At 69.0% G+C, this 12,265-nt stretch carries 14 protein-coding genes; 6 read left to right on the top strand and 8 right to left on the bottom strand.

Features of this window, described 5'->3' with window-relative positions; translation table 11 throughout:
- Nucleotides 1–47 precede the first annotated feature (47 nt).
- Both R8G01_02465 and R8G01_02460 read right to left on the bottom strand, forming a co-directional pair.
- Nucleotides 48–995: a D-glycerate dehydrogenase gene (locus tag R8G01_02465; protein MDW3212832.1), complete on the bottom strand. Its 948-nt coding sequence runs from the start codon at nucleotides 993–995 to the stop codon at nucleotides 48–50.
- 5 nt (nucleotides 996–1,000) lie between these two features.
- Nucleotides 1,001–2,191 (bottom strand): aminotransferase class I/II-fold pyridoxal phosphate-dependent enzyme, encoded by a 1,191-nt coding sequence (locus R8G01_02460; GenBank protein ID MDW3212831.1) that lies wholly within the window; start codon nucleotides 2,189–2,191, stop codon nucleotides 1,001–1,003.
- A gap of 113 nt (nucleotides 2,192–2,304) precedes the next feature.
- On the opposite strand from R8G01_02460, the gene R8G01_02455 reads away from it, so the two are divergent.
- Nucleotides 2,305–3,285 carry a Gfo/Idh/MocA family oxidoreductase gene (locus R8G01_02455; protein MDW3212830.1) on the top strand — a complete coding sequence of 327 codons (981 nt, stop codon included), beginning with the start codon at nucleotides 2,305–2,307 and terminating at the stop codon, nucleotides 3,283–3,285.
- 18 nt (nucleotides 3,286–3,303) lie between these two features.
- On the opposite strand, the gene R8G01_02450 is transcribed toward R8G01_02455, so the two are convergent.
- Nucleotides 3,304–3,624, bottom strand: coding sequence for a hypothetical protein (locus tag R8G01_02450; protein MDW3212829.1), 321 nt, complete (start codon nucleotides 3,622–3,624; stop codon nucleotides 3,304–3,306).
- Between the two features lie 104 nt (nucleotides 3,625–3,728).
- A complete protein-coding gene (locus tag R8G01_02445; GenBank protein ID MDW3212828.1) occupies nucleotides 3,729–4,172 on the bottom strand; it encodes a nitroreductase family deazaflavin-dependent oxidoreductase in 444 nt (147 codons plus the stop codon).
- A 47-nt stretch (nucleotides 4,173–4,219) separates the two neighbouring features.
- Here R8G01_02445 and R8G01_02440 point away from each other — a divergent pair, with 47 nt between their 5' ends.
- Nucleotides 4,220–4,522: a putative quinol monooxygenase gene (locus R8G01_02440; GenBank protein MDW3212827.1), complete on the top strand. Its 303-nt coding sequence runs from the start codon at nucleotides 4,220–4,222 to the stop codon at nucleotides 4,520–4,522.
- On the opposite strand, the gene R8G01_02435 is transcribed toward R8G01_02440, so the two are convergent.
- Nucleotides 4,523–5,356: a TIGR03560 family F420-dependent LLM class oxidoreductase gene (locus R8G01_02435; GenBank protein MDW3212826.1), complete on the bottom strand. Its 834-nt coding sequence runs from the start codon at nucleotides 5,354–5,356 to the stop codon at nucleotides 4,523–4,525.
- A gap of 60 nt (nucleotides 5,357–5,416) precedes the next feature.
- On the opposite strand from R8G01_02435, the gene R8G01_02430 reads away from it, so the two are divergent.
- The 3 genes from R8G01_02430 to R8G01_02420 are packed head-to-tail and all read left to right on the top strand — an operon-like array spanning nucleotide 5,417 to nucleotide 8,024.
- Complete coding sequence (locus R8G01_02430) at nucleotides 5,417–6,409, top strand: NAD(P)-dependent oxidoreductase (GenBank protein ID MDW3212825.1); 993 nt, start codon at nucleotides 5,417–5,419, stop codon at nucleotides 6,407–6,409.
- Nucleotides 6,406–7,236, top strand: a complete 831-nt coding sequence (locus R8G01_02425) for an amidohydrolase family protein (protein MDW3212824.1) — start codon at nucleotides 6,406–6,408, stop codon at nucleotides 7,234–7,236. Before R8G01_02430 ends, R8G01_02425 begins: the two co-directional genes overlap by 4 nt.
- Nucleotides 7,233–8,024 (top strand): SDR family oxidoreductase, encoded by a 792-nt coding sequence (locus R8G01_02420; GenBank protein MDW3212823.1) that lies wholly within the window; start codon nucleotides 7,233–7,235, stop codon nucleotides 8,022–8,024. The genes R8G01_02425 and R8G01_02420 overlap by 4 nt, the downstream gene beginning before the upstream one ends.
- Before the next feature lie 58 nt (nucleotides 8,025–8,082).
- Here the strand turns inward: R8G01_02420 and R8G01_02415 are convergent, their stop codons facing one another.
- Nucleotides 8,083–10,200 (bottom strand): hypothetical protein, encoded by a 2,118-nt coding sequence (locus R8G01_02415; GenBank protein ID MDW3212822.1) that lies wholly within the window; start codon nucleotides 10,198–10,200, stop codon nucleotides 8,083–8,085.
- Nucleotides 10,190–10,645, bottom strand: coding sequence for a sigma factor-like helix-turn-helix DNA-binding protein (locus R8G01_02410; GenBank protein ID MDW3212821.1), 456 nt, complete (start codon nucleotides 10,643–10,645; stop codon nucleotides 10,190–10,192). Before R8G01_02410 ends, R8G01_02415 begins: the two co-directional genes overlap by 11 nt.
- A 111-nt stretch (nucleotides 10,646–10,756) precedes the next feature.
- Between R8G01_02410 and udp the strand changes: the two genes are divergently transcribed.
- Nucleotides 10,757–11,518, top strand: a complete 762-nt coding sequence (gene udp / locus R8G01_02405; protein ID MDW3212820.1) for a uridine phosphorylase — start codon at nucleotides 10,757–10,759, stop codon at nucleotides 11,516–11,518.
- A gap of 15 nt (nucleotides 11,519–11,533) precedes the next feature.
- Here udp and R8G01_02400 read toward each other — a convergent pair whose 3' ends face one another.
- Complete coding sequence (locus R8G01_02400) at nucleotides 11,534–12,193, bottom strand: dienelactone hydrolase family protein (GenBank protein MDW3212819.1); 660 nt, start codon at nucleotides 12,191–12,193, stop codon at nucleotides 11,534–11,536.
- Nucleotides 12,194–12,265 lie beyond the last annotated feature (72 nt).

Raw genomic sequence — 12,265 nt, 5'->3', positions numbered from 1 at the left:
CTGGGAACCCCGCCCCGAGAAGTCGTCGGCTCGTCAGCGGCGACCGGTCAACCGACCGGGGTCAGGGGCGCTCGGTCGGCGAGAACTTCGACGACATTCTTCGCGGCCAACTCGGCCATGGCCGAGCGGGTCTCGACCGTGGCGGAGCCGAGGTGGGGTACGAGGACGACGTTGTCGAGACCGATCAGGCCGGGGTGGACGTCGGGCTCGTTCTCGAACACGTCGAGTCCTGCGCCGGCGATGCGGCCCGCCCGCAGTGCATCGACGAGGGCCGCTTCGTCGACGATCGGGCCTCGCGCCGTGTTGATCAGGTACGCGTTCGGCCGCATCCGGTCGAGCGCGGCTTCGTCGATCAGGTGATGCGTCGCCTCGGTGTAGGGGCAGTTGAGCGACACCACGTCGCATGTCTCGAGCAACTCGTGCAGACCGACGAGTTCGGCGCCGAGCGCGGCTTCGGTCTCGGCGTCGACGGCCCGCCGGTTGTGGTAGACGACCGACATGCCGAACGCCGTCGCGCGACGGGCGAACGCTTCGCCGATCGCGCCCATCCCGACGATGCCGAGCCGGCGTCCCTGCAAGCCCGAACCGAGCATCATGAACATGCCCCACTTCCACGGTTCCTGCGACCGGATCAAGCGCTCCCCTTCTCCGAGGCGGCGGGTGATCATCAGGGTCAGCCCCATCGCGAGGTCGGCGGTGGCGTCGGTCAAGACGTCAGGGGTGTTGGTCACGACGACGCCACGAGCCGCACACGCGTCGACGTCGACGTTGTTGTAGCCGACGGCGACGTTGGCGACGATCCGCAGGTTCGGAGCGGCGTCCAGGAAGGCGTCGTCGACGCGGTCGGTGAGCAGTGTGACCGCCGCGTCGGCTGTCGCCAGTTGCTCATCGCGAACATCGTTCGGGACCGGTCCGTCACCGTCCCATGCCCACACGTCGGCGGCTCCGCGGAGCACCTCGAGCCCGGGCTCCGGAATCCTTCCGGTCACGACCACGCGGCTCACGTTGCGCCCACCCAGGCGGCGAGCTCGCCGAGACCCTCCTCGATCGCCTCGACCGAGATGCCCGAATACGCGAGCCGGATGTAGTGCTCGGTCTCGTCGGGTTGCGCAGAACCGAAGTGGTGACGGGTGCAGAACGACACACCCGTCTGGTGGAGCGCGGCGGTCGCGAACTCGGTCACCGTCGACAGCCCCAGCCGTTCGACGGCCGCAGTGACGTTGGGGAACAGGTAGAACGTCGACTCCGGAGTCGCACAGGAGACCCCGGGTACAGCCGCGAGACCCGCCACGGCGGCATCGCGGCGGCGCTCGAGTTCGGCGAGCAGCCTCGCCGCGCCCGACGGATCACGCAGTGCCTCGACGCCGGCGGCCTGCACGAAGTGGGCGGTGCAGCTCTCGTCGTTGGTGTTGATCTTCGCGATCTGGTCGGCGACCGGCACCGGTGCGACCGCACACCCCAGCCGCCACCCCGTCATGGCGAACTTCTTCGAGAACGTGTACAGGATCACCGTCCGCTCGGCCATACCCGGCAGGGACGCGATCGACGTCGACGTCCCCGAGTAGCGCATCTCGAAGTACGCCTCGTCGGACAGCACCATCAGGTCGTGTTCGATCGCGATGCGGGCGATCTCGGCCATCTCCTCCGGCGTGCTCTCACAGCCGAGGGGGTTCTGCAGGTTGTTGTAGATCAGCACCCGGGCCAGGGGAGCGAGCTCCCGGAGTTGTTCGAGGTCGATCCCGAAGCCCGTCGCCGTCTCGTGGTAGCGGTACGGCAGCGCCCGGCCGCCGTAGTAGTCGATCTGACTCTCGTAGATCGGGTATCCCGGGTTCGGGTAGAGCACACCGTCGCCCGGATTCATCAGGGTCTGGACGAACTTGGTGATCACCGGCTTGCCGCCCGGCTGCACGACGATGTTGGCACCCGAGAGCTCCATGCCTCTCCCCCGGCCGATGTCGTCGGCGAGCGCCTCACGAAGCGCCGGGATGCCGGCGGCCGGGCAGTAGCCGGTTTTGCCGTCGGCGATCGCCGCGTTCATCGCCTCGACGATGTTGCCCGGCGTCGGCAGGTCGATGTCGCCGAGGTGGAACGGGTAGACCCGATTGCCGCCCGCCGCCCAGTCGCTCGCTGCCTGCGAGACGGCGAAGGCGGTCTCGGTGCCGAGTCGATCCAGACGTTCAGCGAGTTGCATCGGTACTCCTTGGGCTCGTCGGCCGCACCTCGTCGTGCGACGAACACGCCACTGTAGACGGGGCTCGAAACCAGGTCGCCTTCCACATCGTGGACGCGTGCCACACTCGTCGCGTGCAGCACCTCCGAATCGGCATCATCGGCGTCGGCGGTATGGGGACGTTCCATGCGAACACGCTCGGCGATCTCGCCGACGTCTCGATCGCCGCGGTCTCGGACCCACATCTTCCCAACGCCGAGGCGGTCAGCGACCGGCACGGTGCCGCCATCGTCGACGATCCGTTCGAGCTGATCCGCAGCGATGAGATCGACGCGTTGGTGATCGCGTCGCCCGACGACACGCACGCCGGACTCGCCTTGGCAGCGCTCGAGCGGGGGCTCCCCACCCTGTGCGAGAAACCGTTGGCGACGACGGTCGAAGATGCCCGATCGGTCGTCGAGGCCGAAGTCGCACTCGGTCGACGCCTGATCCAACTCGGATTCATGCGCGAGTACGACCCGGCACACCGGCAACTCGTCGCGGCGCTCGCCGAACTGGGCCGGATCGACCACGTACGCGCCTTCCACCGCAACGCCAACACCACCCGGCGCACACTCGAGGCGATCATCGTGCAGTCGATGGTGCACGACGTCCACTCGGTCCGGTTCCTGACCGGCGCCGAGATCACCTCGGTGCACGTGTCTGGAGCGGGCGCCGACGACGGCTCGTTCCGACACATCGGTGCGCTGTGTCGCCTCTCCGACGGTGCTCACGCGTTCGTCGAGTTCGACGACGGCGGATTCGCGTACGAGGTCGGCGTCGAGGTCCTCACCCGGACCGGCGATGCGCTCACCAGCCCACCGACGCGGGCGATCCGGCGGCACGACGGGTCGGTCGACGTCCATCTCGGTACCGATTGGTTCGGCTGGTTCGCCGACGCCTATCGCAACCAGGATCAGGCGTGGGTCACCTCGATCCGCGCCGGCGAACCGACGGGGCCGAGCACCTGGGACGGCTATCGGTCCCAACAGGTCGTCGGTGCGATCCGGCGGTCGCTCGACGAGCAGATCACGGTGCCGATCGAGATCGAAGAACCGCCGCCGCTCTACCGATGACGTCCGGCGGGCAGCCCCTCAGCGCAGTGGCGCCAGTCGGACCCGACGCCTGGTCGTGACGAGCGCCGCGTCGATGTCGGACCGCAGATTCGCCCAGGCGATGTCGGACGTGGACCCCGTCGCGCTGGCGACGACGACCTCGCCGTCGAAGCGCTCGGCTTCCGCGGTCCAGACCGGCTCGACCCGGAGCAGTCGTCCATCGAGTCCGCGGACGTGGTTCTCGCGGTAGTCGAGCGTCGTACGCCACCCGGCGCGCTCCAGTTCGCGGCGCGAGTTCGGTTGCAGCACGGCACCGTGCTGACGAGCTCGCTGCCCGGAATGAAGGATGCTCGACGACATGACGCCATCATGAACCAAACACCCTGTGGAACGTCACCCCCGAAAACGTGTGAATTACCGTGGGGACGACGCTGTGGACAGCTTGGGGACAACCCGTCGGCGTATCAGTCGGCGCGCTCGGCGACGAGCACCGGGATCGTACGATCGGTCTTCGCCCGGTATTCCTCGTAGGTCGGGAACACCGCGACCGAACGCTCCCACCACGCGGCCCGCTCGTCACCGTCGACCTCGCGGACCGTGTAGTCGTGCTTGTCGGGGCCGTCCTGGATCTCGACGTTCGGGTCGGCGACGAGATTGGCGTACCACGCCGGATTGTTGGGTGCCCCACCCATCGAGGCGACCAGCGCGTAGGCGCCGTCGTGCTCGACCCGCATCAGGGCGATCTTGCGGACGTTACCCGTCTGATGACCCCGCATCGTCACGACGATCACCGGGATGCCGGTCTCGCGCAACGTCGTGGCACGGGTGCCACCGGACGCCTCGTACTCCTCGATCTGCTCCCTGACCCAGTCGCTCGCGCTGGGGACGTACGTTCCTTCGATCGGCATGGTGCCAGTGTGCCAGACCGACCCGGCCGCCTCGCTACGGTGGCGCCATGTTGATCATCGCCGGTGAGTTCAGGATGCAGCCAGGAACCCGTGACCAGTTCTTCGAGTCGGTCGCACCGATGGTCGAGGCCACACTGACCGAGCCCGGCTGCCGGGCCTACGCCTTCACACCCGACCCGAACGACGCCGATCTGGTCCGACTGTGGGAACTCTGGGACGACGAGGACGCCCTCGCCGGCCACTTCGCGTCCGAGCACATGGCGGCCTGGCGGGAACGGTCCGCCTCGCTGCCGGTGGTGTCGCGGGTCGTGAACAAGTACACCGTCAGCGACGTCACCTCGCTCGGCTGATCAGCGGACCGCGTCGGCGAGCGGCCCGAGCCGCGCCGGGGTGATCGCACCCCGCATCGACCACACGACGACGTCGACGCCGACCTCGAAGAAGCCGTCGGCCTGATCGGCGAGTGCAGCCGGGTCGTCGCTCTCGGCGAACCCGAGGTGGACCGACCGGGTGATCTCCGACTGGTCGCGACCGACGTCGTCACAGTGACCGCGCAGCGCCTCGTCGAGCTCCTGCCAGTGCGACGGGGCATCGGGGAACGTCATGTCCCACTGGTCGGCGAATCGAGCGGCGGTCTTCAGCGTGCGCTTCTTGCCCTTGCCGCCGATCACCAGCGGCACCTTCGTCTGCACCGGCTTGGGCTCGCACCACGCATCGGTGACCGTGAAGTATTCGCCGGCGAAGTTGGTGACGGTGTTGTCGAGCAGCGATCGGATGATCTCGATGCCCTCGTCGAACCGGTCGAGTCGCTGTGTGACCGTGCCCAACTCGATGCCGTAGGCCTTGGACTCCATCTCGTTCCAGCCGGCCCCCATTCCGAGTTCGAACCTGCCACCGGAGATGATGTCGACCGTCGCCGCCGTGTTGGCGGTGACCGCCGGGTGGCGGTGGTGCATGCCGTTGACCATCGCACCGAGCCGGAGCCGGGTGGTCGCCTGGGCCAGGGCGGCGAGCATCGTCCAGCCCTCCAGGTTCGGTCCGTCGTAGGGCGGCGCCAGCGGGTAGAAGTGGTCCCAGCTCCAGGCCGACTCGAACGTCTCGATGCCGTCCGCTTCGACCCAGGTGTCGAGGAAGTCCTGCCAGGTGGCGTGGTGTGGGGGTGTCTTGATCGCGTGGCGTCCCATGCCGCGGACGGTACCCGACGGTTGGTGCAGGGCACCAACCGTCGGGTTAGGTTCGGGAGGGTGCTGCGGACCTTCGTGACCCACAATCCCGAGGACCTCGACGTGTACTTCGGGCGTGCCCTCCCCGAGCTGCGCGACGTGTGCGAGGTGGTGCTGAACCCGCTCGATCGGGACCTCACGACCGACGAACTGATCCAACACTCGGCGGGATGTCAGATCGTGGTCGCACATCGGGCGACGCCCGGCGAGGCCGAACTGTTCGAGCGGAACAGCGATCTCGTCGCTTTCCTCCGCACCGCGGTCGACATCTCGACCGTCGATGTCGCCGCAGCGTCACGCAACGGCGTGCTCGTCGCCCACGCCGACAAGGCGTTCGTGCCGTCCACCGCCGAGATCGCCCTGGCCTTGCTGCTCGACGTGACCCGGAACGTGAGCGAGTCGGTGGTCGACTACCGCAACGGTGTCGCTCCGGCCCAGCGTCCCGGTTTCCAGCTGCGCGGCAAGGTGGCGGGCATCATCGGGTACGGCTCGATCGCCCGCTACCTCGCACCCGCGCTCGCCGGCCTCGGCGTCCACGTGCTGATCGCCGACCCGTACGCCAATGCTGCCGCCGACGGGTTCGAACAGGTCGATGTGCCGACGCTGCTCGGCCGGAGCGATTACGTGCTGCCGCTCGCCGTCTCCACCCCGGAGACCGAGAACCTGATCGACGGAGCGGCCCTCGCCCGGATGAAGCAGGGGGCGATACTCGTCAACGTGTCGCGCGGCGAGCTGCTCGACGAGGCTGCGGTGGCGGCCGCGCTCGACAGCGGCCACCTCGGCGGGCTGGCCATGGACGTCGGCCGGGCGCCCGACCAGCGACCATCACCCGAACTCGCGGCGCGACCCGGCGTCGTGGCCACGCCACACCTCGGTGGCCTGACGCCCGAGAACGCCGACGCCCAGGCGATGCACTCCGTCGAGCAGGTGCGTTCGATCGCGGCGCACGAACTGCCCGAACGGTCCGTGAACCCCGGCGACGCGCACCGACTGCGAGCCTGGTGGTCGCAGTGACCCGCCTGCCCGGTGCGTGCGACACGCACGTCCACGTGTACGACCAGCGGTACCCGCTCAGTGCCACGACCGTGCTCACCCCACCCGATGCCTCGGTCGACGACTACCGCGCCGTACAGGCCGAGCTCGGACTGGAACGGGTGGTGTTCGTGCAGCCCACCACCTACGGGCTCGACAACCGGTGCCAGCTCGACGCCGTCGCCGAAGTCGGATCGCGCGCCCGCGCCGTCGTGGTCGTCGACGACCGAGCCGACGCCGACACGATCGCCCGACTCGCCCAGCAGGGCGCTGTCGGCGTGCGGTTCCACATGCTGCCCGGTGGCGCCGTGCCGTGGGAGATGCTCTCCCCCGTCGCCCGCACGATCGCCGACCACGGCTGGCACGTGCAGCTCCAGCTGAACGGCCGTGAGCTACCCGAGCGACTCGACGCGCTGCTCGACCTGCCGACACCGCTGGTGATCGACCACGTGGGGCGGTTCACGCCGCCGGTGCGGGTCGACGAGCCGGCGTTCGGCGCCCTGCTGACGCTGATCGAGACCGGCCGATGCTGGGTGAAGCTGTCGGCCCCGTACGAATCGACCACCGAGGGTGCGCCCGACTACCCCGCCGTCGCGACGCTCGCGCACCGCTTGATCGAGGTCGCCCCCGAACGCATGCTGTGGGCGTCGAACTGGCCGCACCCCAGCCAGACCGCGCCCGTGCCGAACGAACACGTCAACAGGTTGCTCGACGCGTGGCTCCCCACCGCCGAACTGCAGCAACAGGTCTTGGTCGACAACCCGGCCGAGGTCTACGGATTCCCATCGATCACCAAGGAGACATCATGACCGACCAGCACAGCGCCATCGAGAACTACGCCCGCTACCCGTCGCTCGTCGACCGGACGGTGTTCGTCACCGGCGGCGCCGACGGCATCGGGAGCGCCGCAGTGCAGCACTTCGCCCGCCAGGGCAGCAAGGTCGCCTTCGTCGACATCAACGCCGATTACGCACGGCGCACGATCGAACGGTGCGTCGACGCCGGTGCCGTCCACACGCCGATCTTCTACGAGGTGGACCTGCGCGACATCGACGCGCTCCAGGCGGCCTGCGCCCAGGCGATCGACGACCTGGGCGGAGTAACGGTGCTCGTCAACAACGCCGCCAACGACGACCGCCACAGCTGGGAGGACATGACCGTCGACTACTGGAACGACCGGCTCAACGTGAACCTGCGGCACTACTTCTTCGCGATCCAGGCGATGGCACCGCAGATGCTCGAGGCCGAACTCGGCTCGATCGTCAACGTCGGGTCGAGCAGCTACATGATGCAGGAGGACTTCTTTCCCGGCTACGCGATCGGCAAGTCGGGCGTCGAGGGCATCACCCGAACGATGGCCCGCACCTTCGGGCCGAAGAACGTGCGCGTCAACACGGTGCTGCCCGGCTGGGTGCCGACCGAGCGTCAGCTGGAGAAGTGGTGGTCACCCGAGGGTGAGGAAGGCACCCTGAACGACCAGGCGCTCAAGAAGCGGATCGTGCCCGACGAGTTCGTGCAGATGATCCTGTTCCTCGCTGCCGACGACAGCGGCGGCTGCACCGCCCAGCAGTTCATGGTCGACGGCGGCCGCTTCTGACCTGCTGCCCGAACGGAGCGAACCAGGTTCGCTCCGTTCGTTCCGAGACACGTCGAGCTCAGCTGAAGATGATCGGCTCGTCCGATGTGTCGAAGGTGAAGTGGCGACCCTCGGTGTCGTCCGGGTAGTGCCAGTAATCGACGACCATCCAACGGGGCTCGTCCGGCGGCAGCGTGAAGGTGCCCTCGAACACCGCTCCGGTGCCGCTGGTCGCGGTCAGTGTGTGCTCGCCCGGTTCCAGGCCGTCGATCAGGAAGCTGAACCAGTTGTGCTGACCGCCGACCTCGAACGAGTCGTCGACGATCTGCACACCGTCGATCTCGATCGTGACGGCGACGGGGTCGTCCTCGAAGCTCTGGTTCGAGACCCACAGCTTCACCTGGCCGGCAACCGGCTCGACCTGCGGAGTCCCGAGGTCGGAACCACCGACCACCTCGATGACCTCCACCTCGGCAACCGATTCGCCTCGGAGGAACTGGTCGGCACGCTCGGCCAGAGCGCCGATCAGGTCGTCGTCGAACGGGGCGCCCTCGATCTCCAACACGATCGACCGGGCCCCCTCCCCCACGATCGCCACGAGGGCGAAGTCCGGGCCGGCTCGGAACCAGGTCGCCCGGATCGACGACATCGCCCCGGTCTCGACGGCGATGCCCTGCGTGTCGGCGATGCAGTCGCCGATCGCTGCCACGAACTCGGCAAGCGCCTGGCCACGCTCGATCGATCCGACATCGACGATCTGGATGTCGAGGTCCAACCCGTCGCCGTCGGGCGGCGTGAGCATGTCGTGCACCTGGTCGGCGCCGTCGATCCCCTCGACCACGGCCGCGACGCCGCACGGCAGCTCACCGGCCGCGAACGACTCGGTGTCCCGCTGCACGAGCGTCCAGCCGTCCCGCTCCAGTCCCAGCGGATCGTCACCGACCGGATCGGCCGGTGAAGCCGTAGCGCCACCGGCGATGAAGGCCGCAGCGCGGTCGGCGAGCGCCTCGACGCGATCGCTCTCGCCGGTCACGGTTGCCACCAGCGGGAGCGCGCCGGCGCCCCGCGGAGCGACGAGCACCGACGTGAGATCACGCTCGCTCCGCCGCCAGCGGCCCGCTTCGGCATCGGACTCGACCGCGACGCTCGCGCCGAGGTCGGGCTGGGACGACGCCGGACACTCGCTCTCGGCGACGAACGCGCTCCCGAGTGCAGCTCGAGCGGCAGGATCGTCAACCCGGAGGAACCGGACCCAGGTTCCTTCTTCGGACGGGGACACGAACACGGCGTCGAGCACGGATACGCCGGCCAGCGCGTCCACCGCGTCGGGCGGTCCGCACACGGGCCAGGTCTGGGGCTCGAACGGTGTCAGCCCATAGGACACCTCCGTCCAACCGTCGGCCATCAGGCCGATCGGATCATCGCCGACCATCGCCGCGAGGTCATCGAGGCCGGTCACGGTGCCGTCGGGCGGGACCGAGTCGAGCCGGCCACCGAGGAGCACGGCGGATCGCTCGGCGAGCAGCTGGAGCGTGGCAGCGCTGTCGTCGTTGCCGACACGGGCGAGCACCGTCCCGCCGTCGCCGCCGATGAACGCGACCTCGGCCGAACCGTGCTGTCGATACCCCATCGCCGTGACGTCGGGGCCGGCGTCGAGATCGATCTGCTCGTAACCGTCCAGGTCGGCATCCGGACAGTTCCGAAGGTCGGTGAAGGGTCCGACCCGGTCCACCGCCGTCGCCAGGTCCGGGTAGCTGACATGGGTGACCCTCATCCACGCAGCGCCGGTCGAGCCCTGATACTCCTCGACCACCACTTCATGTCCCGACAGCGCCGCGAGTTCGCGTGTCTCGCCGCACGACATCGCGTCGATGACCGTGAAGGCCGACCGGCTGTGTCGCGTCAGGATCCAACCCTCATCGTCGAGGCGCAATCCGTCGACGGGCACCGCCGGCGCCGGCACCAACACGGCCGGATTCACCGGCTGGACGGCGGGCGCCTCGGCGTCGCGACCGGTCAATGCGACCAGGCCGACCACGATCGCGAGCAGGCACGCCGCAGCGCCGGCGATCGACCACCAGCGGCGGGTCGCCCGTGTCGTTGCGTTCTCGGGCGAGCCGCTCGCGATCGGTTCACCGGTGTGCGATTCGAGGGTGGCGCCGAACGCCTTCAGTTGGGATTCCAGGTCATCGGGCATCGACGGTCACCTCCAAGGCGGTGCGCAGCTTGACCATCGCTCTTGCGATGTGCGTACGCAGGGTGGATATGTCGACATCGAGGAGTTGGGCGGCTTCGCGCTGGGTCCAGCCGAGCGCATGCACGAGCACGACACCGACGCGCTGCGACTCGGTCAGCGCCTCCATCGCCGGGGCGAGGCCCGGCTCGAAGTCGGGGAAACCCGGTGCGGGAGCGAGCGGCAGGTAGCCCGTCGGTCGGAAGTGCTTGCGAGCCTCGCTCTGCCCGACCCGGTACAGGTAGCCCGCGGGGTTGTCCATGCCGCCCACCCGGTCCCAGTGCTCGAACCCGTACGCCAGCGCTTCGGCTGCTGCATCGGCACCGACGTCGGGCCCGTAGGCCGCGACGAGCCCGGCCCGAAGCCGGACGCCATCACGTCGAACGAACTCCTCGTACGTCACACCCACCTAGACCCTCCAGCCCACCAGAAGTGTGACACGGACCGTCGGGGTCGTGCGGGTTTCGCGGTCCTACTGCGCCGCCGGGCGGAGCCGGTCCGTCACGGATACGGTGGGTGCATGTCGGATGTGTTCCACCTCGGCCTGACCCGCAGTGACCTCCAGGGGGCGACGATCGCCATCCTGCCCGGCGATCCCGGGCGCGTCGCCAAGATCGCCGACCGGTTCGATCGCTCGGTCGCCCTCGCCTCCAAACGCGAGTTCACCAGTGCGCTCGGGTTCGCCGACGGCACCCCGATCGTCGTGTGTTCGACCGGCATCGGCGGGCCGTCCACGTCGATCGCCGTCGAAGAACTCGCTCAGCTCGGCGTGCGTACCTTCCTGCGGGTCGGTACCACCGGGGCGATCCAGGACGACATCGCCGTCGCCGACGTGATCGTCACCACCGGCGCCGTTCGGCTCGACGGTGCGAGCCAGCACTTCGCTCCGCTGGAGTACCCGGCGGTCGCCCACTACGACTGCGTGAACGCGCTCGTCACCGCCGCCGACGACCTCGGGATCACCCGCCACGTCGGTGTCACCGCCTCGTCCGACACGTTCTACCCCGGACAGGAGCGGTACGACACGGTCTCCGGCTACGTCAATCGGCGCTTCGCCGGCAGCCGCGACGAGTGGCACGCCCTCCACGTCCTCAACTACGAGATGGAAGGCGCCACGCTGTTCACGATGTGCGCCGCCAACGGATGGCGAGCCGGCATGGTCGCCGGCGTGCTCGTGAACCGCTCGGCCCAGGAGATCCCCGACGCGAGTGTGCACGACGCCGTCGAGGAAGCCGCGGTGCACGTCGTCACGACCGCAGCCCGCTCGCTCGCGAACGGCTGAGCGCCGCCGGCCGGCTCAGGGTGTGACGCCGGCGTCGAGCAGGAACTCGAGCGTCCGGCCGAGCGCGATCGCGGCCGACAGCGGATGGTACGAACCCCGCGCGTCGCAGCTGAACCCGTGCTGGGCACCCGCGTACACGTGGACGGGCACCTCGGGATGTGCGTCGGCGACCTGCTCCACACCGTCGAGGGGGATCGCGTGGTCGAGTTCGCCGAAGTGCAGCATCGTCGGCACCTTCGGCTGCCGGTCGATCAGGCCCGCGATCTGGCCTCCGTAGTAGCCGACCGCGGCCTGCACCGGCAGTTCGTCGGCAGCGAGCCAGGCGACGCTCCCGCCGAAGCAGTAGCCGATCACCGCCACCGGACCGGTCGCCGCCACGGCCTCGACCGCGGCGGCGACATCACGCATCGCCGGTTCGAAGGCGGTCTGCCCGGCGATCTCACGACCGCGTGTGATGCCCTGCTCGTCGTAGCCGAGCTCGACCCCGGCCTCGACCCGGTCGAACAGGGCGGGAGCGACCGCCCGGTACCCGAACGACGCGTACCGGTCGACCACCGAGCGGATGTGGGCGTTGACCCCGAAGATCTCCTGCACGATCACCACCGAGGCGGCGGCCCCGTCGGGGTGCACCTCGTAGGCGTCGAACTCGTGGTCGTCGGCTGCGGTCAGACGCATGGATCCTCCTGGGTCGGGCTCGGGATGCCGGCGGGATGACCGGGTCGTGGCCAGCTTGGCACACGCCCGGAT

The sequence above is a fragment of the Ilumatobacteraceae bacterium genome (genome assembly GCA_033344875.1).
In the GTDB taxonomy this organism is placed as follows: domain Bacteria; phylum Actinomycetota; class Acidimicrobiia; order Acidimicrobiales; family Ilumatobacteraceae; genus Ilumatobacter.
Note: the sequence above shows the minus strand (reverse complement) of the source record. Positions and strands in the feature narration are given on the sequence as shown.